This window comes from Ignavibacteriales bacterium (assembly GCA_026390795.1).
GTDB lineage: Bacteria > Bacteroidota > Ignavibacteria > Ignavibacteriales > Melioribacteraceae > Fen-1258.
The window spans coordinates 1,306,799-1,330,736 of record JAPLFG010000003.1 but is presented as its reverse complement, the minus strand read 5'-3'; the positions used below and the strand labels follow the sequence as shown (position 1 = coordinate 1,330,736).

At 37.8% G+C, this 23,938-nt stretch carries 24 protein-coding genes; 18 read left to right on the top strand and 6 right to left on the bottom strand.

Annotated elements, in window-relative coordinates:
• Positions 1-4: 4 nt before the first annotated feature.
• Genes pcaF through NTX65_09520 form a run of 6 tightly spaced genes read left to right on the top strand, consistent with a single transcriptional unit; the run spans position 5 to position 5,930 of the window.
• Entirely contained in the window at positions 5-1,213 is a 1,209-nt protein-coding gene (pcaF, locus tag NTX65_09545) for a 3-oxoadipyl-CoA thiolase (GenBank protein ID MCX6169574.1), read from the top strand.
• Positions 1,214-1,218: 5 nt separating this feature from the next.
• The gene (locus NTX65_09540) at positions 1,219-1,818 is read left to right on the top strand and encodes a transferase hexapeptide repeat family protein (protein MCX6169573.1); all 600 of its coding nucleotides are present in this window, start codon (positions 1,219-1,221) and stop codon (positions 1,816-1,818) included.
• Positions 1,819-1,830: 12 nt separating this feature from the next.
• The gene (gene paaZ, locus NTX65_09535) at positions 1,831-3,849 is read left to right on the top strand and encodes a phenylacetic acid degradation bifunctional protein PaaZ (GenBank protein MCX6169572.1); all 2,019 of its coding nucleotides are present in this window, start codon (positions 1,831-1,833) and stop codon (positions 3,847-3,849) included.
• 20 nt (positions 3,850-3,869) lie between these two features.
• Positions 3,870-4,262, top strand: a complete 393-nt coding sequence (locus NTX65_09530; protein MCX6169571.1) for an SRPBCC domain-containing protein — start codon at positions 3,870-3,872, stop codon at positions 4,260-4,262.
• A gap of 13 nt (positions 4,263-4,275) precedes the next feature.
• Positions 4,276-4,968, top strand: a complete 693-nt coding sequence (locus NTX65_09525; protein ID MCX6169570.1) for a DUF1080 domain-containing protein — start codon at positions 4,276-4,278, stop codon at positions 4,966-4,968.
• A gap of 38 nt (positions 4,969-5,006) precedes the next feature.
• Positions 5,007-5,930 carry a diacylglycerol kinase family lipid kinase gene (locus NTX65_09520; GenBank protein MCX6169569.1) on the top strand — a complete coding sequence of 308 codons (924 nt, stop codon included), beginning with the start codon at positions 5,007-5,009 and terminating at the stop codon, positions 5,928-5,930.
• Between the two features lie 135 nt (positions 5,931-6,065).
• Here the strand turns inward: NTX65_09520 and NTX65_09515 are convergent, their stop codons facing one another.
• Together NTX65_09515 and NTX65_09510 are read right to left on the bottom strand one after the other, a co-directional pair.
• Positions 6,066-6,563: a hypothetical protein gene (locus NTX65_09515; GenBank protein MCX6169568.1), complete on the bottom strand. Its 498-nt coding sequence runs from the start codon at positions 6,561-6,563 to the stop codon at positions 6,066-6,068.
• 125 nt (positions 6,564-6,688) lie between these two features.
• Positions 6,689-7,303 carry a YdeI/OmpD-associated family protein gene (locus NTX65_09510; GenBank protein ID MCX6169567.1) on the bottom strand — a complete coding sequence of 205 codons (615 nt, stop codon included), beginning with the start codon at positions 7,301-7,303 and terminating at the stop codon, positions 6,689-6,691.
• Between the two features lie 79 nt (positions 7,304-7,382).
• On the opposite strand from NTX65_09510, the gene truA reads away from it, so the two are divergent.
• From truA to NTX65_09470, 8 genes are all read left to right on the top strand, one after another.
• A complete protein-coding gene (gene truA, locus NTX65_09505; GenBank protein ID MCX6169566.1) occupies positions 7,383-8,186 on the top strand; it encodes a tRNA pseudouridine(38-40) synthase TruA in 804 nt (267 codons plus the stop codon).
• Positions 8,183-9,082: a DMT family transporter gene (locus NTX65_09500; GenBank protein ID MCX6169565.1), complete on the top strand. Its 900-nt coding sequence runs from the start codon at positions 8,183-8,185 to the stop codon at positions 9,080-9,082. The genes truA and NTX65_09500 overlap by 4 nt, the downstream gene beginning before the upstream one ends.
• Positions 9,083-9,191: 109 nt before the next feature.
• Positions 9,192-10,916 carry an amidohydrolase gene (locus tag NTX65_09495; protein ID MCX6169564.1) on the top strand — a complete coding sequence of 575 codons (1,725 nt, stop codon included), beginning with the start codon at positions 9,192-9,194 and terminating at the stop codon, positions 10,914-10,916.
• Between the two features lie 75 nt (positions 10,917-10,991).
• The gene (locus tag NTX65_09490; protein ID MCX6169563.1) at positions 10,992-11,948 is read left to right on the top strand and encodes a polysaccharide deacetylase family protein; all 957 of its coding nucleotides are present in this window, start codon (positions 10,992-10,994) and stop codon (positions 11,946-11,948) included.
• A gap of 198 nt (positions 11,949-12,146) precedes the next feature.
• Positions 12,147-13,001, top strand: a complete 855-nt coding sequence (locus tag NTX65_09485; protein ID MCX6169562.1) for a DUF2911 domain-containing protein — start codon at positions 12,147-12,149, stop codon at positions 12,999-13,001.
• Positions 13,002-13,039: 38 nt separating this feature from the next.
• Complete coding sequence (locus NTX65_09480) at positions 13,040-14,266, top strand: 4-hydroxy-3-methylbut-2-enyl diphosphate reductase (protein MCX6169561.1); 1,227 nt, start codon at positions 13,040-13,042, stop codon at positions 14,264-14,266.
• A 115-nt stretch (positions 14,267-14,381) separates the two neighbouring features.
• Positions 14,382-14,948, top strand: a complete 567-nt coding sequence (locus NTX65_09475) for an RNA polymerase sigma factor (protein ID MCX6169560.1) — start codon at positions 14,382-14,384, stop codon at positions 14,946-14,948.
• A 170-nt stretch (positions 14,949-15,118) separates the two neighbouring features.
• Positions 15,119-15,409 (top strand): hypothetical protein, encoded by a 291-nt coding sequence (locus tag NTX65_09470; protein ID MCX6169559.1) that lies wholly within the window; start codon positions 15,119-15,121, stop codon positions 15,407-15,409.
• 75 nt (positions 15,410-15,484) lie between these two features.
• On the opposite strand, the gene dgt is transcribed toward NTX65_09470, so the two are convergent.
• A complete protein-coding gene (gene dgt, locus NTX65_09465) occupies positions 15,485-16,753 on the bottom strand; it encodes a dNTP triphosphohydrolase (GenBank protein ID MCX6169558.1) in 1,269 nt (422 codons plus the stop codon).
• A gap of 64 nt (positions 16,754-16,817) precedes the next feature.
• Between dgt and NTX65_09460 the strand changes: the two genes are divergently transcribed.
• Positions 16,818-17,741 (top strand): cation diffusion facilitator family transporter, encoded by a 924-nt coding sequence (locus NTX65_09460; protein ID MCX6169557.1) that lies wholly within the window; start codon positions 16,818-16,820, stop codon positions 17,739-17,741.
• Between the two features lie 53 nt (positions 17,742-17,794).
• Here the strand turns inward: NTX65_09460 and NTX65_09455 are convergent, their stop codons facing one another.
• Entirely contained in the window at positions 17,795-18,253 is a 459-nt protein-coding gene (locus NTX65_09455; protein MCX6169556.1) for a SufE family protein, read from the bottom strand.
• A 34-nt stretch (positions 18,254-18,287) separates the two neighbouring features.
• A complete protein-coding gene (locus NTX65_09450) occupies positions 18,288-19,121 on the bottom strand; it encodes a DUF3078 domain-containing protein (GenBank protein ID MCX6169555.1) in 834 nt (277 codons plus the stop codon).
• 165 nt (positions 19,122-19,286) lie between these two features.
• Between NTX65_09450 and uvrB the strand changes: the two genes are divergently transcribed.
• The 3 genes from uvrB to NTX65_09435 all read left to right on the top strand — a co-directional run bounded on the left by uvrB (position 19,287) and on the right by NTX65_09435 (position 22,583).
• On the top strand, positions 19,287-21,302 hold the full coding sequence (uvrB, locus tag NTX65_09445) for an excinuclease ABC subunit UvrB (protein MCX6169554.1): 2,016 nt from the start codon (positions 19,287-19,289) through the stop codon (positions 21,300-21,302).
• Positions 21,303-21,395: 93 nt separating this feature from the next.
• Positions 21,396-22,052 carry a metal-dependent hydrolase gene (locus NTX65_09440; GenBank protein ID MCX6169553.1) on the top strand — a complete coding sequence of 219 codons (657 nt, stop codon included), beginning with the start codon at positions 21,396-21,398 and terminating at the stop codon, positions 22,050-22,052.
• A gap of 99 nt (positions 22,053-22,151) precedes the next feature.
• Positions 22,152-22,583, top strand: coding sequence for a VOC family protein (locus NTX65_09435; GenBank protein MCX6169552.1), 432 nt, complete (start codon positions 22,152-22,154; stop codon positions 22,581-22,583).
• A 72-nt stretch (positions 22,584-22,655) separates the two neighbouring features.
• Here NTX65_09435 and NTX65_09430 read toward each other — a convergent pair whose 3' ends face one another.
• Positions 22,656-23,825 (bottom strand): aminopeptidase, encoded by a 1,170-nt coding sequence (locus NTX65_09430; GenBank protein ID MCX6169551.1) that lies wholly within the window; start codon positions 23,823-23,825, stop codon positions 22,656-22,658.
• Positions 23,826-23,938: the final 113 nt, after the last annotated feature.

The following is a 23,938-nucleotide window of genomic DNA, read 5'->3' as shown; positions in this document are numbered from 1 at the left end:
ATTTATGAAGTCGGAAGCATATTTAATAGATGCAATCAGAACACCGATTGGAAAATTGGGCGGAGCGCTCGCCCACACCAGGGCAGATGATCTAGCAGCATTAACAATAAGCGAGATCATAAAAAGAAATCCATCGATAGATCCCTTAAAAATCGATGAAATAATTTTCGGCTGCGCTAACCAGGCGGGAGAAGATAATAGAAATGTAGCTCGAATGGCGTCACTACTTGCAGGAGTTCCATACTCAGTTCCGGCAGAAACAGTAAACAGATTATGCGCTTCCGGAATGAGTGCGATCATTAATTCATCGCGTGCAATAAAAGTCGGAGACGGAGATTTATTTATTGCGGGCGGAGTTGAAAATATGACCCGTGCCCCGTTAGTAATGTCTAAAGTGGAATTTGCATTTTCAAGCGAACAGGAAATATACGACTCATCAATAGGGTGGAGGTTTGTTAATCCCAAGATGAAAGCAATGTACGGCATCGATTCAATGGGCGAGACCGCAGAGAATCTTGCTGGGTTATACAAAATATCGCGAGAAGCTCAAGATAAATTTGCGTACAATTCTCAAATGAAAGCATGCCGGGCGCAAATGAATGGTAGATTAGCAAAAGAAATTATACGCATTGATGTACCTCAAAAAAAAGCCGGAACAATAATTTTTGAATATGACGAATTTGTAAAACCGAACACGACTGTTGAAATTCTTTCTACACTTAAACCGGCATTTAGAAAAAATGGAACCGTCACAGCCGGGAATGCTTCCGGAATTAATGATGGCTCATGCGCGCTTTTACTTGCGTCTGAGAATGCAATTAAAAATTTCGAATTGAAGCCTCGCGTAAAAATAATAGCTTCTGTTTCAGTTGGAGTTGAGCCGAGAATTATGGGAATTGGTCCGGTTGATGCAACAAAAAAGGTCTTAGAAAAATCCGGTTTGAAGCTGGATGAAATTGATATTATAGAATTGAATGAAGCTTTTGCAGCGCAGAGTTTAGCCGTACTGATGGAATTAAAAATTGATCCACATGATAGAAGACTAAATCCAAACGGCGGGGCAATTGCGCTTGGTCATCCGCTTGGAATGTCCGGTGCGCGGCTGATTCAAACCGCAATGATTGAATTGGAAGAGACGCACGGAAGATATGCATTATGCACAATGTGTGTTGGTGTTGGACAGGGCGTTGCAACAATAATTGAACGGGTGTAATTACTATGATTTATAAATTTAACGGATACCGCCCGGTTATTCACAAATCCTCTTTTGTACATAAAACGGCAAGTGTTATCGGCAATGTTTCGATAGGGAAAAATGTGTACGTTGGTCCCGGTGCCGTAATCCGCGGCGATTGGGGCGAAATAATAATTGAAGACGGATGCAATGTTCAGGAGAATTGTGTGATTCATATGTTTCCCGGTGTAACGGTAAGGTTGCAAGAATCCGCACATATCGGGCACGGTGCAATTATACATGGCGCTACGATCGGGAAAAATTCTTTGATAGGAATGAATGCTGTAATAATGGATAATGCAGATATCGGCGATGAATGTATCATCGGCGCGCTTTGTTTTGTTCCGGCAGAAATGAAAATTCCAAAACGAAAAGTCGCGGTTGGTAATCCCGCCAAAATAATTAAAGATGTTAGTAATGAAATGCTGGAATGGAAATCGGAAGGAACTCAATTATACCAGCTTCTTCCGAAACAGCTTTATAATACTCTTGAAGTTTGCAAACCATTGCGGAAAAAATCCAATAGAAAAACAAAACAAGCGGTTAATTATAAAACATGGAAAGAATCGAAACTTGGGAAATAAAAAGGCATACTCATGATTAGATTGAAATCGTACTCACAAGGGAATTGGGTTGAAGGAAAAGAAAAATTTAAGAAGTTATATCACCCGATAACAAACGAGGTCATCGGTGAGATTTCCTCTTGTGGAATCGATTTTAATGGGATGGTAAAATATGCAAGAGAAACCGGCGGATCTAAGCTGCGTGAAATGACGTTTCACCAACGCGCAAGAATGCTCAAAGAAATGGCACAATATTTAATGAGTCGTAAAGAGGAATTTTATCCTCTTTCTTATATGACTGGCGCGACTAAAATTGATTCGTGGATCGATATCGAAGGAGGCATCTCAACTTTTTTTACTTACGCGAGCAAAGGAAGACGGGAACTGCCAGATGAAATATTTTATGTAGACGGTGCCTCAGAAAATTTATCGAAGAACGGAACATTCATCGGTCAGCATATTTGCGTTCCTCTTCACGGAGTGGCGGTTCATATAAATGCATTTAATTTTCCTTGCTGGGGAATGCTCGAAAAATTAGCTCCTACATTTCTTGCCGGAATGCCCGCAATAGTAAAACCGGCGTCCGCAACAGCATATCTTACAGAAGCATTAGTGCGTGTAATGGTCGAATCGAAAATTCTTCCGGAAGGAACGCTACAATTAATTTGCGGTGATACTGGAGATTTGTTAAATCATCTCGGCGGGCAAGATGTAATTACATTCACCGGTTCTGCAGAAACGGGAATCAAATTAAAATCTCACCCGAATATTATTAGAAATTCGATCCGCTTTAATATGGAAGCCGATTCTTTGAATTGTTCAATTCTCGGTCCCGATGTTTCAACTGAAATGGAAGAATTCAATCTCTTCATTAAAGAAGTAGTAAATGAAATGACAACAAAAGCCGGACAGAAGTGTACAGCAATTCGCAGAACGATTGTTCCGGCTAGCCAATTGCAGAATGTTGTGAATGCGTTAAAAGAAAGATTGGCAAAAATAAAAATCGGAAATCCAAAAGAAGAGGGAATTAGAATGGGCCCGCTTGTGGGAATTTCTCAAGCAGAAGATGTGAAGAAAAAAATTGCGGTCTTGAAAAAATCCAGTGAAGTAGTTTATGAAACAGCTGGAAATGATGGCGCATTTATGAGTCCGCTTTTGCTTCAATGTAATTTTCCTCTTGAAAGCGATGAGCCGCACGAGATTGAAGCATTCGGTCCAGTCAATACCGTAATGGCTTACAATTCGCTTGATGATGCAATCAAAATTGCAAACAAAGGAGGAGGAAGTTTAGTTGGTTCTCTTTTTACTGCCGATAATGAAGTCGCCAAAAAAATCGTTATGGGAATCGGCTCGTACCACGGTAGAATAATGATAATCAATAAAGAATGCGCAAAAGAATCAACGGGGCACGGATCGCCTATGCCGCATCTTACACATGGCGGTCCCGGACGAGCGGGCGGCGGAGAAGAACTTGGGGGAATCCGCGGAATAATGAAATATATGCAGCGGGTTGCGCTTCAAGGAGACCCGTCAACGATATCAATAGTTTGCAATCAATGGATTAAAGGCGCACGGCAAATTTCAGATGAGGTTCATCCCTTCAAAAAATATTGTGATGAATTGCAGATCGGAGAAACATACATTACAAAAACAAGAACCGTAACGGAAAACGATGTAATTAATTTTGCAAATATCAGCGGTGATTATTTCTACGCGCACTTTGATGATGATGCCGCACGAGCGTCAATTTTTGAAAAACGAGTTGTGCACGGTTACTTTGTATTATCTGCTTCTGCCGGATTATTTGTAGATCCCGATCCCGGTCCCGTTCTCGCAAATTACGGATTGGAAAATCTACGGTTCACAAAACCGGTTTATATCGGGGATACAATTCAAACAAAACTGATTTGCAAACAGAAGACAGCCAAAGAAAAACGTGAAGGTGAAATTCCTCAGGGTATTGTCGTGTGGTATGTGGAAGTCACAAATCAGAATTTGGAAATTGTTGCCGTGTATGATATTTTGACTTTGGTGAAAAGAAAAGAATTATAAAATTTTTTGAAAGGAAGACTTTGCCGGAACAAATAAAAATCTCCGTAATATTTCCGGTAACACCAAAAAGAATTTACGATGCTTGGCTGAACGGAAAAAAACATTCCGCGATGACTGGCGCAAGCGCTACTTCATCAAATAAAATCGGTGGTAAATTCACCGCATGGGATAAATATATCAGCGGTAAAAATCTTGAACTTGTTCCGAACAAAAGAATTTTACAAGCGTGGCGCTCTACGGAATTTTCGAAAGACCATCTGGATTCTTATTTGCTTATAAAACTTGAAGAAGTTAAAAACGGAACAAAAGTCAGTATAGTTCACACGGAAATACCGGACGGAACAGGCGCAGCATACAAGAAAGGATGGAAAGATTTCTACTTTGCACCAATGAAAAAATATTTTGTTAAATAACACACTCCTCAAAATGAAAGTAAAAATACTATTGTTTCTTACTGTACTGTTTTTTATGACTCTTTTAAATGCGGCTTCTGAAGACGGGACAGAAAGGAAAAACCCGACCGGCACTTCAAAGTATTCAGAACACAAGATTTCACAAGACACAATTCATTTTATAAACAAAACCATGGCTAAGGATTTTGTCTTTGTAATGAGGGATAAGAGTGTTAATCCCGATACAATTTATAAAAACGAAAATGGGGAGCTGTTCTTTAATACAAATCAAGTTGGATATTTCCGCACAAAAAACAAGTTTGATAATTACAAATTACATTGTGAATGGAAGTGGCTCGAAAAAGCAACAAACAGCAACAGCGGGGTTCTGATTTATACACAAGAACCGGATTCGGTTTGGCCCAAATGTATTCAGGTGCAGCTTAAGCAGAAAAGAGCCGGTGATTTAATAGCGATGAACGGTGGGATGATTGCCGAAGCTGCCGGTAAACCAAAAGATACCGCCGAGAGACTAGCCGATTCGAATGAAAAAGAAAATGGAAAATGGAATTACTTTGATGTTATATGCACGCCGGATTCACTAATTGTTTATGTTAACGGCGCTTTGCAAAATAAAGGAACGAAAGTTAATTTAACCGAAGGTACAATCGGTTTTCAATTGGAAGGAAAACCGGTTTACTTTAGAAATATTTATATAATTAAATAATCACTTGCTGCAAAGTTTTCTAACGATAGGAATTTGGTTTGAAAAAGGTTCACTTTGTCATCAATGGTCGTTTTAAACACACAGAAAGGACGATCAAGGAAATTGAAGAAGCATTTGACGATGAGTTTTTAGTTTGGGTTTCGGTTACAAACGGAAATGGACACGCAATAGAGCTTGCCCGCAACGCGGTATTGAGCGGAACAGATTATCTTATTGCTGCCGGCGGAGATGGCACAATGAGCGAAGTTGTAAACGGCATAATGCAAGTTGAAAAATCTAAAAGAGAAAATTTGATTGTGGGGCTTTATCCGTTCGGAAGCGGTAACGATTTTGCACGTACATTTAAGCTATCTAAAAAACTTTCCGATCTACAAAAATTGATGCGGGATAATTCAGTTAATCAGATTGATATTGGAAGACTTGAATACAAGAATATGAAAGGGGAAGATTCAGTTCGTTACTTCAACAACATTACCGACATTGGTTTAGGTGCTGAGGTTGCCAAGAGAGTTAATGAAGGGAAGAAAATTTACGGACCGAACTTCGATTTTTTCAAAGCAACAGTACTTGGCTTCTTGAACTACAAGCGAAAACAATTGAAAATCGAATCGGAAAATTTTAATTGGAGTGGGAGATTGCTAATACTTTGTCTCGCCAACGGGAAGTATTTCGGAAGCGGTTTGGGAATAGCGCCCCAGGCAAAAATTAATGACGGAAAAATATCAATAACTCTTGCCGCCGATGTAAGTCTTTTCGACTATCTAAAAAATTTATCTAGAATTCGAAAATGTCTGCCTGTCGACCATCCGCAGATAATTTATAAAGAGGTTGAGAATTGTTCCATTGAACCGATAGGAACAGAATGTTTAATAGAAGCCGACGGCGAGATGATCGGTAAAATTCCGCTTAAAGCATCAATGCTTCAGAATGAAATAAATTTTTTAGCTCAGAAAAATGTCTGATCTTTTCTTTTGAGCCTCAAACGATTATTACGAATTAAGAACTTTATTCAACTTAACATTTTTATTTCTAAGATCGCGACCACCCTCAAGAATCGATTTTAAATTAGCAAGACAAAAAGTCCAGCAGCATCGTTATTATTTTTTAAATAGTTGATTTGTAAAAGGAGGATTCTGCGGAATCGTTATTACGTTGTATTCATGTTTGGCGGCAAGATGACATGAATTGCAAGTGTTTGTTAAAGTTCGAAACGCTTTCTCGAATTCAACAACATTCTTATTCGTAATAGCCGATGAAACGCCATCAAGTGCCGGGAAAATCATAGGGACTAATTTCGATTCTGTTCTCGCGGTTTCATATTTTTGAATATTGTCTAACGCTTCTCTTATCTCGCCAAGTTCATAATTAGAGAGATCCCAATTTTGATATTTACCCGCGAACCACAATTTGGCATGATGAACCTGTACCGTGCCCATTATCTCGCCAAATCCCGGTGTGTAACTGCTGTTCAATTTCGTCCGAAGGCTGTCAATCCGAAGTTCAAGCGATTTTGTTTTATCATTTTTACCGGTACACGAAACATGAATCAACGCAAGCAAGGACAAAGCTAATAAATATTTATTCTTAAACTTCATGTCACTTTCAAGGCTGAATTATGATCTATGAAAACGATTTTATTTTGTTATTCGTTCAAATCAATTAAGGACAAAGGTATAGTATCATAAAAAAAAGAATGAATACTTCTTCTTGAATAACCAAGTCATTTCTGAGCGTATTTCCAGTTCCTCGTTTTTCCTTCTGAAATCCATTCGAGCGATGTTGCAATTCTTTTGTTTCTTGTTTCATCCGTCTTAGCTTCGGTAATCCATTCAACATATTCTTTCTTTTTAGCAGGAGTAAAATTATTGAATGTCTCCAATGCCTTTTTCTTAGTCTTGAGAGCTTTTAAAAAATAAGACGGAATAACAAGCTCTTTCTTCTCTTTCGGTTTTGATCTGGGGGGATTCTTTACACCGTCTGCATTCAGCTTGGCAGCTTCTTTCAAAAATGAAATCAAAACTTTGTCCTTGGGAAGATCTTTTAGAGATTTGATCTTTCTAAGATGTCCCATTGCCGTTTCTGATTTTGCATTTGCAACTAGAATGGGATCTTTCATAAGTGATGCCTTCCAGAATACAATTGCACAATGTTCCTTAAATGCGGGCGACATACAATACGGACCTTTGTAGTCATAAGAAGGCATTCCCCATTTAATAGTTTCTTCAACATCGGGACAAGCTTTGTGAACCAGTTCTCTAAAATGTTCTAAGATTGGTTTAGCAAATTCTTTCGACTTCGCGATGTAAGCGTCAACGCGTGGATCTTTTTTGCCCATGTTAGTTTAATCTCCTTTCGATCTAAGATGTGTTTTAATTTATGTATCCTTATTTTAACTGTCAACAAAATGGAAATCCATGCGCTTTAAATTATATATAGAATACGAAGGCACCCGTTACAGCGGATGGCAGATGCAGAGGAATGCAAAAAGCGTACAAGGCAAATTAATGGAAGTTGCCGCGCAGATTTTCAAGGGTGAACGGGTTGATATTCAAGGTTCCGGAAGAACTGATGCCGGGGTCCATGCGTTATACCAGGTTGCTCATCTTGATGCTAAAACAATGCTGGCGCCTGAAATCATCAAGATGAAGTTTAACGATGAACTGCCTGCTGACATTTGCATTCTTGAAGTGGAAAAAACGCATCCAAATTTTCATGCGCGGCACGATGCAAAAAGCCGAAGCTACCTTTATCAAATATCAACACGGAGAACGGCATTTGGAAAACCGTTTGTCTGGTGGATCAAAGACAAACTGAATTTTGAAAAGATGGAAAAAACTTCAAAACTTTTTATCGGTATGCATGATTATGTTTCATTTGCCGATCAAGACGATCTCGAAAAATCGACCAAAGTTTTAATAGAAGATGTAGAAATGAAAATCGAGGGCGATTTAATCTTGATTCGAATTATCGGCTCGCATTTTTTATGGAAGATGGTTCGCAGAATGATCGGTGTACTTGTTGAAATTGGCAGAGGTAAACTCACCGAGAAAGATCTTAAATATTTTCTTGAGCACGAATCACCAACTCCCGCAAAATATACCGCACCGCCTTCAGGGCTTTTTCTTGAACATGTTACTTATGAGAACGAGCAGATGGAAAAAGATTTTGGCTCTACAATAAACATCTCTCCGTTTAGCCGGACAAGAAAGAAAATATGAGTTTAAGTTTCCAGATAAATGATAATAAACCGAAACTTAGAACCGTTTGGAAACTTCTATTCGCTGTTACGGTCTGGGGTCTGTCGTTCATTGCAACAAAACGAGCGCTGGTTGAAGTAAGTCCGGTTGTAATTGTATTTGTTCGCCAGCTTTTGGGTATATTATTTTTATCAGTTGTTCTAATCAAGCAAAAGAAAAGTTTTGCCGTTGATCTGCGAAAAGAAAAATGGATTATTGCCTTGGCGGCAATCGCATGCTTTCATTTATGGATTCAAGTCACCGGACTCCAATGGACAACCGCTTCTCATACCGGATGGATAATTGGTATTACTCCCGTGTTTATGGTGTTAATGGGGTTAGCGTTTTTCAAAGAAAAAATTACTCTCACACAAACAACCGGAATCGTAATATCATTTTTCGGACTCCTTTTTCTTGTCAGCAAGGGTGATTTTACTTCTCTCGATTTTATCAAAAACAAGGGTGATCTTCTGATTATTACAAGCTCAATAACCTGGTCTGGATTCTCTATTGCCAGCAAAAAAGCAACACTCACACTCTCGCCGGTTCTTACAACATTTTATTTATTTGTTATAGTTGCCGTTATTATAGCGCCGTTCACAATCAATCAACAGAACATTTCTGATGTTGTAAATCTTTCCGCAAACGGCTGGGGCACTATTTTATTTTTAGGAATTTTTTGTTCGGGAGTTGCCTATACATTATGGGCGCAGGCGTTAAGCGAGATGGATGCATCCCGAGTGGGCGTTTTTCTCTATATTGAACCGTTCGTTACTTTCTTCGGTTCATGGTTATTGCTGAACGAGCAGATTTCAATATTAACTTTTCTCAGCGGATTGATTATCATCGGTGGAGTGGTTTTAGTTAATAGAAAATAATATGAGATGTGAAGCGAAAAAAGTAAAACAAAAAACTTTTCAAATATTATTGAATGTAGTGGTTATATTAAGTCAGTTGAATTAGAATAAAGAAAATAATGAGGAAGCGATGATAGCAAAGAAATTATTAATCGGTATTGTAGCGTTAATTATCATTCTTTTAATACAAAGTTGCGGAGGAAAAGAAGTGGAAAATCCGGCAGATTTAGTTTTGATTAACGGTGTAATAGCAACGATAAATGACGCGAATCCTTATGCTGAAGCAATTGCAATTAAAGACGGAAAAATCTTTGCCTTCGGCTCAACAAGCGAAATTGAGAATTATCGTGGTAATAACACTCAGGTAATTGATCTCAATGGAAAATTTGTTATGCCTGGATTCAATGACAGCCACGCACATTTCCTTGGAATTGGTAATTCCAAACAAATCTTGGATTTGCACGGCGCTAAAAATTGGGATGAGGTAATAGCTATTTTTGCCAAAGCGGCGGAATCTTCAAAGCCGGGCGATTGGATTGTCGGCAGAGGATGGCATCAAGAAAAATTCGATCCTAAACCAAATCCAAATGTTAATGGGTATCCTGTTCATAATGAATTAAGCAAAGCTTCGCCAAATAATCCGGTAATGCTTACACACGCAAGCGGGCATGCAATATTCGCAAATGCAAAAGCGATGCAAATTGCCGGAGTTAACAGAAATACGGAAGATCCAGTAGGCGGAACAATAGAAAAAGACTCACTTGGAAATCCAATCGGTGTGTTTGAAGAGAACGCAGAAAATTTGATTAGAAATTTTTACAATGATTTTCTCGCAAAGCGAACTCCGGAACAGATTCTTGCTAATTATGAGCAGCAGGTTAAACTTGCTTCCGAGGATTGTCTTAAAAAAGGAATTACATCATGTGCCGACGCAGGTGAAACATTTGATGTTATTGACATACTCAAAAAATTTGCCGATGAAAAAAAATTGGGCGTTCGATTAAATGTGATGGTTGGCGATTCTCCTGCAATTATGAAAAAGAAACTGAAAGATTATTTTTTAGTTGGCTATGCAGATAATTTTCTGACTGTCCGTTCCATAAAACAATATATAGATGGAGCGCTTGGTTCTCGCGGAGCTTGGCTGCTTGAACCATACTCAGATTTACCGGATCATGTTGGCTCTAATGTTACGCCGATAGATGAACTGAAAAAAATTGCCGAGCTAGCTTTTGCTGATGGATTTCAGATGCGTATTCATGCCATCGGAGATCGAGGGAATAGGGAAGTATTAAACATTTACGAAGATGTTTTTAAGAAAAATAAAGATAAGAAAGATTTGCGCTGGTGCATTGAACATGCACAGCATTTATCGGCACAAGACATTCCCCGCTTTGCGCAGTTGGGGGTTATTGCAGCAATGCAGTCCGTTCACTGCACTTCCGATATGGGATTTGTTCCGGAGCGGCTTGGTGATAAACGTGCAGAGGAGGGGGCGTATGTTTGGAAAAAATTGATCAATAGCGGCGCAACAATTTGCAATGGAACCGATGCGCCGGTTGAAGACGTTGATCCCATTGCCTGTTTTTATTCTGCGGTTACTAGAAAAAATTCCGAAGGGAAAGTTTTTTACGGCGATCAAAAAATGACCCGGCTCGAAGCACTTAAATCGTATACAATCAACGGTGCATATGCAACGTTTGAAGAAAACATAAAAGGATCAATTCAAGCCGGTAAATTGGCGGATCTTGTTGTACTCTCAAATGATTTGTTAAAATGTTCCGATGACGAAATTAAATCAACGAAAGTGATGTTTACAATTGTTGGCGGCAAAATATTATATAGCGCTAAATAAATTTTGCTTTGTGAGCTTTTATTCAAAAAAGTTCTGCAACAAAAAACGTTTGCAAAATTCTTAAAAGGAAGATGAATGAAATCATTACTCACTATTCTGTCAGTTGCGGCATTACTTAGTACTAATATTTTTTCGCAAACGGAAGCCAATAAAAAGATGGCAGTCACAATGGATGATCTTCCTCTACAGCGAATTGGACATTTCGAAAGTAAGCAAAGCCGTTTGATAATGGACAAACTTATTGAAAAAATTAAATCTCAAGAGGCACCGATAGTTGGTTTTGTTAATGAAGAAAAATTACAATCAGACGGTAAAAACGATGAAGCAAAAATTGAACTTCTTAAAGATTGGTTAAATGCCGGACTTGATCTGGGCAATCATACGTACTCTCATAAGAGCGCTAACCGGGTACCGGTTGAAGAATACGAGAAAGATATTCTAGACGGCGAAAGAACAATAAAAAAATTAATAGAAGAGAAAGGGAAAAAACTTACTTACTTCAGGCACCCGTATCTTCAAACCGGAAGAAGTCTGGAAGTGAAAAACGAAATTGATAAATTTTTAATGGAACATAATTACGTAATTGCACCGGTAACCATTGATAATGGCGAATGGATCTTCGGCGGCGCATATGAAAAGGCAATTGATTCAAACAAGACCGGGATGATGAAACGTATCGGTGATGAATACATTTCATATATGAAGCGAAAACTAGAATATTGGGAAAGTCAATCAACTTCTCTATTTGGAAGAAATATTAACCACATTCTCCTCATTCATGCAAATACACTTAATGCCGATTACTACAGCAGACTTTGCGAAATGATTCGAACAGAAGGTTATAAATTTATTTCGCTTGAGGAAGCTCTTAAAGACGAAGCGTTTAAAACCAAAGATACATTTATCGGCGCTGGGGGAATTTCATGGATTCATAGATGGGCGGTAACTCAAGGGAAGAAAAAAGATTTTTTTGGAGATGAACCGAGTGTACCAGAATATATTATGAAATATGCTGAGGTTGATTCGGAATAAAACAAGATTTACATGAATTGGCGTCTTGACCTCAATGAAATTGATCTAATAGTGTGCGGGAAATAGATAAAATTAATTGAGTTACGATTTAAGTCAACCTTTCATATCTTTCAAAGTGAAGAGAAGCTATTTCAATACTATGAAACTATTCCGAATATAAAATATGTTTAACAAGTAAATCTAAACATAGAGGATAAAATGAATAAGCTGTTATTCTTTATTTCACTGATCTTTTTTGGCGTATCGTCTATCAATGCTCAAAGTGATGAATTTCTCCCGCGTCCTAGTCCTAATGCTTCGGTATCACAGACTATCGGATACACAACAATTGCAATTAAATATTGCAGACCGGGTGTTAAAGGAAGAAAAATATTAGGAGAAGTTGTTCCATACAATAAAGTGTGGAGAACCGGCGCTAATGAATCAACGACAATTCAGTTTACAACAAATGTAATGGTTGATGGGAATAAAGTTCCCGCTGGTATCTATTCTTTATTTACCATTCCCACCGAAAACGAATGGACGGTTATTCTGAATAAAGCTTACAAAAATTGGGGACTCGATTACGATGAAAAAGAAGATTATTTACGTTTTAAAGTTAAGTCGTCAAAAGGAAATTTCACGGAAAGATTAGAATATTCATTTGCAGAGATAACGGATAATTCTACGAATGTTCTCATCAATTGGGAAAATTTTCAAATCGCTTTTAAAATCGAAATTCATTTAGCGAACCAGTTTTATAAAGCAGTAACAGAAAAAATTGCACTTAATCCCGAAGATTGGTCAATCTATGCAGACGCGGCCCAGTATGCGGCAGACAATGAACTCTTATTGACAGATGCATTAAGATGGATAGATCAAGCGATCTCTATTAATAAAGTTTATACTGTATATTATATCAAAGCAAAAGTTCTGCTAAAGATGAATAAAACTACGGATGCCTTGAAAAGTCTGGAAACGTGCCGCAACTTAGGACGGACAGACAAGAATTGGGATACATTTATTTCGCGGGTAGATTTTCTTGAGAAACAAATTAAAAGCAAAATGAATTAACGGGAAATCTTTCCTTCCCAGGATTACAAATTATAATTATGAAAAATTTTGAGGTACCAAATATTTATCGAAGCTCTATTATCTCTAAATTGAAAGAGTTTCGTAAATCTGAAGATCCCCGCAAAAAAGATTTTTCGCCAACCGAATTGGATTTTGGACCGGTAAAATTTTTAATTGCCCGCCATTTTGGTTTTTGCTACGGCGTTGAAAACGCGATAGAGATTGCCTACAAAACAATAAAAGAAAATCCCGGCAAAAGAATTTTTCTTCTCAGCGAAATGATTCACAATCCTATGGTGAATTTAGAACTAGAGAGCCAGGGAATTCAATTTATTTTAGATACATACGGTAATCAGTTAATTGATTGGAGCGAAATAACCAAAGATGATATTGTTGTCATTCCCGCATTCGGCACTTCACTTGAAACTGAAGTTTTTCTAAAAGATAAGGGAATTGACACGGTTAAGTATAACACAACTTGCCCCTTTGTAGAAAAGGTTTGGAATCGAGCGGCAGAGCTGGGAAAGGCGAATTATACTGTTATTATTCATGGAAAATCCAAACACGAGGAAACTCGAGCAACATTTTCTCGAAGTAGGCAAAGCGCCCCCTCGGTTATTGTCCGGGATATTAAGGAAGCGGAAATTATTTCAAAGATAATTCAAGGTGAAATAGCTGGCGAAGAGTTTTATAAGTACTTTGCAGAAAGATATTCAACCGGATTTGATGTTGAAAAAAATCTAATTCGAGTAGGTGTTGTTAATCAAACGACAATGCTTGCATCGGAAACCGAAGCAATTTCTGATCTGTTGCGCGACACAATGAAGAATAAATACGGCGCTGAATTTCTAAAAGAGCATTTTGCCGATACGCGTGATACATTATGCTATGCGACCAATGACAACCAAAGCGCTACAACGCGTTTGTCTGAAAGCAATGCCGATCTTGCAATTGTTATCGGCGGATATAACAGTTCAAACACCTCGCATTTGGTTGAACTTCTGGAAGAAAAATTTCCAACCTACTTTATTTCCGGTTCGGAAAAAATAATTTCGAGTATTCTGATAAGTCATTTTGATTTACATACACGTAAAGAAATAGTAACGGAAAATTATTTTCCGCAAAAAGAACCAATTACAATCGCTCTAACAAGCGGCGCTTCATGTCCCGATTCCCTTGTAGATGAAGTGATGAATAAAATTCTTTCGTTTTACGAGGATGTAAAAAATATCGAAGAAGCACTAAACTCAATAAATAACCGCTAATTTCTACTCTAGTCATCTACTCAATTATTCAATATAAAAGATTAGATTTCTTTCGAACACTTTCCTATAATATTTACTCTTATATCTTGTGAACAGTGAACTTTGTGTATAAAGTATGAAAGACAAGAAGGAACTAATTTTAATTCTAAGAGCACAATCCGGCGATAAAGAGGCTTTAAATTCTTTGTTGAAAACAATCCAGAGTCAACTTTACTGGTACATCTATAATATGCTTTCGGATAAAACACATGCAAAAGATATTCTTCAGGAAGTTTTTGTAATAATTTATAAAAAATTACCAATGTTAAAACAGCCTGAATTTTTTCGTTCGTGGGTGTATCGCCTAGCAACAAGAGAAATTTTTTGTTTCATTAGAAAAAATAGTTCATATAAAGAACTTGCGACGGAGAATGAACAGCTTGAAAACCACTCTTTTTTTGAGTCAGAGAACAAAATTGAAGAAGTTATTCTTGAAAAACTATCATCGTTGGTTAATAGTCTTTCTCCTGCCAGCCGGTCTGTAATTACCCTTCACTATAATGGCGGGATGTCCATAAACGAAGTTGCAGACATTTTAAATATTTCGGTTGGAACAGCGAAGTCGCGACTGGCATACGGTTTACAAATTCTCCGCGAAAAAGCAAAGCAAGATAAAATTTTACTTGAAACTATTGGTACATAGTTTATCAATTGATGGAATAGTTTGTGTTGAATCAAATAAAAAATCTTGAGATGAATACAAAAATAGTTCTTAGTGTAATCGTTCTTATGGAAGCGGCGCTCTGGATATTCTTAATAATTCGTATTGTATTATCAAATACTTAATAAAGTAAAAATAATATTGGAGGAAATATGACATCCGAAGTAGATATTGATGCAATAAGAAAAAAAGCATTAGAGCAGATAGAAAAAAGAGAGAAAAATTTAAAACTTGGGATCATTGGAATAGCTCTGTATGAATTCACGTTGTTATTGTTGTTTATCTTTTTTGCAAATTGGAGCGATAAATTACACCAACTGCTTTTTATTTCAACGCTTCTGATTTACGGAACGCTTGGCCTTGGGATAGTAGCACTTGGCTCATTCTTAAATATAAACACGGCAAGGGTTTTAAAAGCAATTGAGACGATTAATCTCGGTTGATATATGGGATCGCCGATAAGACTTTTGGCGGAGCTAACTTTGCTTCTTTAACAAGTAATTTATTGTTTCTCTGCCCTACACTAAATCGGAAAGAGAACTATACTCCGGATCAAATAACCGGCGGTACATTCTCATTGCGTGAGAATCCGTAGAGCCGGAAATATAATCGCAAATCATTCTTGCTCGTTTTATTTTATTTTTTTCGGCGCGTAATATTTTATCGTTAAAATCCGGGAGAAGCCTAGTTCCGTTTAAAGCAAGAACATAATTTTCTTCAAACCGTAGAAAAAGTTTTTCGAGCATATGATTACCCTTGAACTCGATCTGATGCAGCTGAGATGACCGGAAAACTAAATCAACAGAAATCTTTTTGTATGTCTGAGCCCGCTCGAATATATCTTTATCAATTACCAAAACGTATTTATAACGGTTCGTAAATTCATCCATAAAGGTCTTTCGTTTTTTTAGGCTGCAGCTGCGCACAAACTCACCAATCAAAGCACCGAACTTTTTTTTGAAATTCCCGATTTTAATCCAGTTTATAATTTCGTCGATAATAATTTTTTGAGAAGGATTGAGTTTATTCTCTTCCTGCCAGCGGGAAAGTTTTTGAATGTTTATGAAACCGCCCGAAATGCTGTCAACCAAATCGTTAATGCAATATGCTGTATCATCAGCCCAATCCATTATCTGGCATTCAATGCTTTGGAATTGATTCAATTTTTCGGGATGTGATAATTCTTTTGGTGTTCCCCTTCCGCCGAATGCATACTCAATAATTTTATTTTGATCGTCGTAAATGAAATGATTATCCGGATTCTTAAATTTTTTGAATGCAGCTTTATATTTTAGTATTCCATCAATGAATGCCCTAGTCGGATTCATTCCGCGGTGATGATCCTCATCCCGGTAAAATATTTCGGTTATCATTCTAAGGGTTTGCGCGTTTCCTTCAAAGCCGCCGTATTTTTTCATAAGCAAATTAAGCATTCGTTCGCCTGCGTGACCGAATGGCGGATGACCAAGATCGTGCGCAAGACAGATCGATTCGATCAAGTCTTCGTCGATAAAATATTCTTCGTTGAGAAAGGTCTTTTCTTTCGAAAGAAGAAAACTTGCAATTGCCCTGCCAATTTGGGCTACTTCGATAGAGTGAGTCAGACGGGTTCGGTAGAAGTCATATTCACCCGGTAAAAATACCTGCGTCTTTCCCTGGAGTCGTCTGAATTCCGACGAATGAATAATTCTATCCCGGTCAATCTGAAATGGTGACCGGTAATCGCCTTCGCGTGCATTTGGTTTTAATCTTTCCAGATCAAAATCATTATAAAATTTGTTTTTCATTCTCATCATTCACATTTTTGTGGAGCGGTAGAACAATTTACTAAATATTAGGCTTAATAATAAATTGGCACACGAACATTCGCATCATAATCACTCACACCAGAGCAGATTAAATTCCACAACCGGGCGTCTTGCAATTACAATGACGCTCAACTTTATTATCACAGTTGTACAAATTATCGGCGGAATTATATCGGGAAGTCTCGCGCTGATCTCGGACGCGCTTCATAATTTCAGCGACGGTGTGGCAATCATTATTTCCTACATTGCGTTGAAGCTGAAAGAGAAAAGTAATTCGCAGCGCCATACGTTTGGATTAAGGCGTGCTGAGATTCTTGCCGCCGTTATAAATGCATCCGTTCTAATAGTGATTTATATTTTTCTTTTTTATGAAGCGGTTTTAAGATTTTATGAGCCGCATAAAATAGAAGCGCAAACAATGGCAGTTGTTGCCTTTGTGGGATTGGTCGCAAATATTATCGGCACTGTTTTGCTTAAGCGCGATTCTAAAGACAGTCTTAACATACGTTCATCATATATTCACTTATTGGGAGATTCAGTTTCGTCCGTTGCGTTAATTGCAGGCGGACTTGCCATTGCTCTCTGGAATATTGTTTGGATTGATCCGCTGCTGACAATTTTGATCGGAATTTACATCATAAAAGAAAGTTATGATATACTCGGCGATGCGGTTCATGTTTTGATGGAAGGCGCACCATCGGATATTTCTCTTGATCAAATAAAAAAAGAAGTAGAAAAATTATCAGAAGTAGAAGACATCCACCACATTCATATCTGGACTGTCGGCGATAACGACGTTCATCTCGAAGCGCATCTTAATGTCAGCGATATGAAAATCAGCGAAAGCGATAAATTGAGAATTAAAATCGAAAAATTGCTTGAATCAAAATTCGGAGTTCATCACATCACACTTCAGTTTGAGTGCAATCAGTGCTTAGAAAGCGGGCTACTTGGTAAACATAAATAAATTGAGAATTGAGAATGGCAAATTGAGAATTTTTCTGCTCAACGTTTTCCGTTTCACTTTTCCCGTTTCATATTTAACGATTTAAACGCCACCGCATACATCTGAATTTGTTTCATCATTGCGCCAAGCCCGTTTTTGCGTGTCGGAGAAAGATGATTGTCAATTCCTATTTTTGCAACAAACTCGGGAGGGGAGGAAAGAATTTCATCCGGAGTATGACCGGAATAAACTTTTATTATCAACGCTATTAAACCCTTTACAATAGCTGCATCGCTGTCGGCTTCAAAAAATATTTTTCCGTCTTGAAGTTTGGCGTTAATCCACACCTGGCTTTGACAACCGCTCAATTTGTATTTATCTGTCCGGTAAGTTTCATCAAGCGAGGCAAGCTGCCTTCCCAAATCTATTATTCGTTTGTACTTGTCTTCCCAGTCCGTGTACTGATCAAACTCTTTTACAATTTCATCCTGTGTTTCCGGTATTGTCACGTTGTTTCCATTTTTATAACTCATCCATTTCTCTTTATTAAAAAACGATTGAGCAGATTTATAAAATATTGTAAACGATTCCTATTTGAAGCCCTTCTTTAACTTGTGTATACGGCGACTGAACTTTTTCATAAATGACAAGATAAGTAAAGTTTACTGAGATATACTTTGTAACTTTTGCGGCGATTACGTTATCCAGTCGAACATCCCAAACATCAAGACTTTTAAATTGAGAAAAAAACCTCATCTTACCGGAATAAACAATATTGTCGTCAATTTTGTAATTGATATCTGTTACGGATTCAATACCTATTTCAAACTTAAACCTGTCAGCTAAATTGATTGGATCAGAATATTGGCGAAAGCGATTTGTAAATATTTCCTGAAAGCCAACTCCAAGACGCGTAATAACATTTGAATATTTATCATATGTAAAACCGATTGTTTGAGTCATATAACCGGGGTCAAAGAAATTTGCGATTTCAACCGCGGGTTCAACTTTATAATCAAATCCTTTTGCAATCTGTGTTCTAATTGAATTGGAAATAAAAGGACTTACCACCCAGCCAACATCACGTACAGCAACATTTTCAACGTAAAGGTCGTTATCGGTTGTTCTATATGTTTCTGATCCGATCTTTGATCTTCCGTAAGTAACTTTAATGGAGTTTTTGAATGTCCATGGAGTTCCTATTTTGTCATAATGCAAATCGCCCAACAAAGTCCATGCAATAGAATTATCGCCGCCTTTGACCCAATTGCTGAAGGCGATTTGATTGATTCCAAGTCCGGCAACGAAAGTGGGAATCCATTTATTTTTAAGTGAGTCCGGTATCTGTCCGAATGTTGTTTCCAGTGATAACAAAAATAAAAGAGCAATAATTTTTTTCATAATCACAATTCCTGAAATTAAATTTATTGTGCCCAAAGTTAAAAAATATTTTCTCGCTAATCTTGTTCTAATTATTTAGAAGGAATTTTACCGACCGATTTTTTGTTTTGATTTAGAGCGATTTCATATATTACCCCTCACACTTTACTAAATACAATTAAGAATATGAACAAATTCGAATTAGTCTCAAGTTATGAACCGTCGGGCGATCAGCCGAAAGCAATTGCAGAATTACTAGAAGGACTGAAACGGGGAGACAAGCATCAAGTTTTACTGGGTGTAACGGGAAGCGGCAAAACTTATACAATGAGCAACATTATAAAAGAATACAATCGCCCGACACTCATTATTTCTCACAACAAAACTCTTGCAGCACAGCTCTATTCGGAATTCAAATCATTCTTTCCAAACAATGCCGTTGAGTTCTTCATAAGTTATTATGATTATTATCAGCCGGAAGCTTATGTAGTAAAGCGCGATCTTTTTATTGAGAAAGATTTTTCAGTGAACGAAGAAATCGACCGGCTGCGCTTGAAAGCAACTACATCTCTTATTGAAGGAAGAAACGACGTAATAATTGTTGCAAGCGTTAGCTGCATTTACGGAATTGGCGCACCGGAAGAATACGCGCGGCAGATAATCTTTCTACGTAAAGGACAAACAGTTGAACGGAAAAAACTTTTAAGGAATTTGATAGATATTTATTACACAAGAAACGATGCGGATTTTACCCGCGGTACATTCCGTGCGCGCGGAGATGTTGTGGAAATTATTCCAGCTTACCAATACGAAGAAGCAGTCAGAATTGAATTTTGGGGAGACGAGATAGAGCGGTTATCAATAATTGATTCCATAACCGGAGATGTAATTCGTGAAGTTGATTCAATTCCTATTTACCCGGCAAAGTATTTTGTAACTACTCGAGATCAAGTTAACCGCGCAATTATTTCTATTGAAGAGGAACTGCGTGAACAATTAAAATATTTCTGGTCTCAAGAAAAATATGTTGAAGCTCAACGGCTTGAACAACGCACCAAATATGATATTGAAATGATGCGCGAGATCGGATATTGTTCCGGAATTGAAAACTATTCCCGGCATATGGACGCCCGCGCCCCGGGCTCAAGACCGTATTGCCTATTCGATTATTTTCCTAAAGATTATTTATTAATAGTAGATGAATCTCACGTGACAATTCCGCAGGTACGCGGAATGTATAACGGGGACCGTTCTCGTAAAGAAGTCTTGGTTGAATATGGATTCCGGCTTCCTTCCGCACTCGATAATCGCCCGCTCAAGTTCGAAGAGTTTGACGCTATGACGAATCAATTAATTTATGTAAGCGCAACTCCTTCCGATTATGAATTCACACGAAGCAACGGAACATTTGTAGAGCAAGTAATTCGTCCAACGGGATTGCTCGATCCGGAAATTGAAGTCCGTCCAGTGAAAGGTCAGATTGATGACCTGATAGGTGAAATTAGAAAACGTGTTGTGTTAAAAGAACGTGTTCTTGTTACAACGCTTACAAAAAAAATGGCGGAAGACTTAACCGACTATTTGGATAAGTTAAAAATTAAAGTGCGGTACATTCACAGCGAAGTTGACGCACTCGAGCGCGTTGAGATCATACGTGATCTTCGTATCGGCGAGTTTGATGTTTTGGTTGGTGTGAATTTACTTCGAGAAGGTCTGGATCTGCCTGAAGTTTCTCTTGTCGCTATTCTCGATGCAGATAAGGAAGGATTTCTGCGGAGCGAGAGATCACTTATGCAAACAGCCGGACGAACTGCGCGTAATGTGAACGGGATTGTAATTATGTATGCAGATAAAATTACAGAGTCGATGCGCAAGACAATTGAAGAAACAACCCGACGCCGTAAACTTCAGACGGAGTACAACATAGAGCACAACATAACACCAACAACAATATTTAAAAGTGTTGAAGAAATTATGAACGCAACTTCAATTGCGGATGTCCGCAAGAAAGATTACGAAAGGGAAGATTCGACATTTTTGAAAGTAGCCGAACCGGTTATAAAATATATGACCGATGATCAGCGCAAAGAATTACTGGAACAAATGACCGAAGAGATGCTTGCAGCGGCAAAAGATTTGGAATTTGAACGTGCGGCGAATATGCGGGATGAAATTGATAAACTGAAAAAGATGATTAAGTGATGTGAAAAGTTAGAGGCAAGAAGAAAGAAGTAAAAAGTTTATTGATTGTTGAATTTTAGACTGATTCTTTATAAAAAATATGGAGAATAAGCAATGTTCATTGGACATTTCGGAACCGGGTTGGCGGCAAAGAAACTCGAGCCAAAAATCTCCTTAGGAACACTATTCCTTGCCGCACAGTTTATAGATTTGCTCTGGCCAATTTTTTTACTTCTAGGAATAGAAAAAGTAATAATTGAACCGGGAAATACTTCCTTCACACCGCTGAATTTTATTTCTTATCCGTATTCACACAGCTTATTAGGTGTATTAATCTGGTCTCTCTTATTTGGTATAATTTATTTCCTTTATAAAAAAAACATTAAGAGCGCTTTATTGCTGGCAGCGTTGGTAATGAGCCACTGGATTCTTGATTTGTTCACCCATCGCCCGGATCTTCCGCTGCTTCCATGGATTGATTTTAAGATGGGTTTCGGTTTATGGAATTCAGTTGCACTTACAATAATTGTTGAGGGAGGGATTTTTATTCTGGGTTCTTATTTTTATATAACCGCGACTAAAGCAAAAAATAAAAAAGGTAGTTACAGCCTCTGGGGATTATTGATTTTTCTTGCTCTGGTTTATGTGATGAATATTATCGGTCCGCCGCCAAACGAAATAAATGCAATTGCTGTGGTCGGAATGTTTCAATGGATTTTAATTGCATGGGGATATTGGATTGATAAGAACAGGAATCCGGTTAATAATTAAAAGTAGTTTGACTGTGCTAGCATTTTTTGCTCTTATTGAAAAGGTGAGTTCAAAACATGAACTCATGACAACTTCAAATAACAAATAGGAGGAATAAATATGTCAGTAAAGCCTATTCCCGAGGGATTTCATTCTGTTACTCCTTATCTGATAACAAAAGGAATTCCTCAAATTATAGATTTCCTAAAATCGGCATTCGATGCTGTTGAACTTGATAGAATGGTCGATCGAACCGGAAGAGTTATGCACGCAATGGTAAAGATTGGAGATTCAATTATTATGATGGGTGAGACTATGGAAGGATTTCCCGCAATTCAATCATCTCTCTATCTTTATGTAACTGATACAGACTCTGTTTACAAGAAAGCGATTGAAGCCGGCGGAATTTCTTTGATGAAACCGGCGGATCAATTTTATGGAGACAGAAATGCGGGCGTTCAGGATTCAGCCGGCAACAAATGGTGGATTGCCACTCACGTTGAGGATATATCGCGCGAGGAACTTGAGAGACGAGCGCTTGAGAGAAAATAATTTTTTTTGATTTAAAAGAAGGGCTTGATTTATCAAGCCCTCTAGAATGAATCTATCAATGTTTCTAAATTCTCAATTTTCAATCCGCAATTTATTTTTCAACTCTGCAGGAATTACATCTTTATGAACCATGATGGCGATTGTTTTCAAACGGATATACTGTTCGGAAATATACCAGTAACCATCATATTTTGAGTTCTTCGTTCCCCAAGAGTTTTTCGTGTAATAAAATTTATGACCTTCTTGATCTTTAGCAATTCCAACGATATGCATTAAATGATCATCGGTTGTTGTGCGGTTGTCGAAAGCATCCTGATGCATTTGTTGAGTTACAATTTTTTCTGCTTCCGGTTTTTCTTCGGCATCATCTTCTTTTTTTGAATCATCCACAACCGGCAATTCTTCTTCAAGCGGAACAATTGCAACTCCTTTTTTACGGTTAAAATATTTTTCGCTCACATCGCCGTCCCAATCGACAGAATAACCGTTCATCAAAGCGTTATCAATAATTTTCATCAAGTCATCAAGAGGAACGTTGTAATACAATCCTTTACTCCAATTGTCCGGAACCTCAAGGTCAAATTGTTTATAGAATGGATGATGAGTGAATGATGTTAGCTCAACATAATCGTCCGGTTTGAATCCCATCGCTTCGACAAAACTTTTTGGCGTGTAAGTTTTGCCTTGGTATGTAAATTCTTTTGGCGGATTGCCAAGATAAATGTTTAGCGATGATTCAATTACTTGAGGCCAGAGCGGAGTAATTTTTCCGCCTTTATCTTTATTAACTGCGTCAACAATTCCTTTAATTACGGCGTCCATTTCGCCGTGATTATGCTGCTCTTCGCCGATGTTCATTCCATTGTAGACTTCTTCCGGAACAAACCCATAATCTCGAATTACATTCATAACATCGTGAGCCTGTCCGCCTTCGCCAAAATTTGCAAGGCCACTATATCGAATATAATTTTCCGCTTTGAGCGGATAAGCATAGCGCACATTAAACATTGGAGCAAGAATATTATCGCCTTTTCCCATTCGCATCAATTCTGTTTCAACAAAGGATGTTGTTGCGAACGACCAGCAAGTTCCGGTCTTTGCCTGATTCTTGACCGGCGTGGTTTTAACCTCTTTCACCATTTCAAATTCATAAACATCTTTCTTTTTCTTTCCTTGTGCTGACAACAGGTATGGAAATAATACAAACGCAAAAAATATTAGAGTTAATTGACGGAATTTCATTGCTTCTCCAATTATTTATTATTTATGATTAGAAATTTATCTATTCGTAAAAACAAATCATAATTATTATAAAGTGCTTCTCTAAAGAGGATTGCTTTTTAGATTGAGTAGAG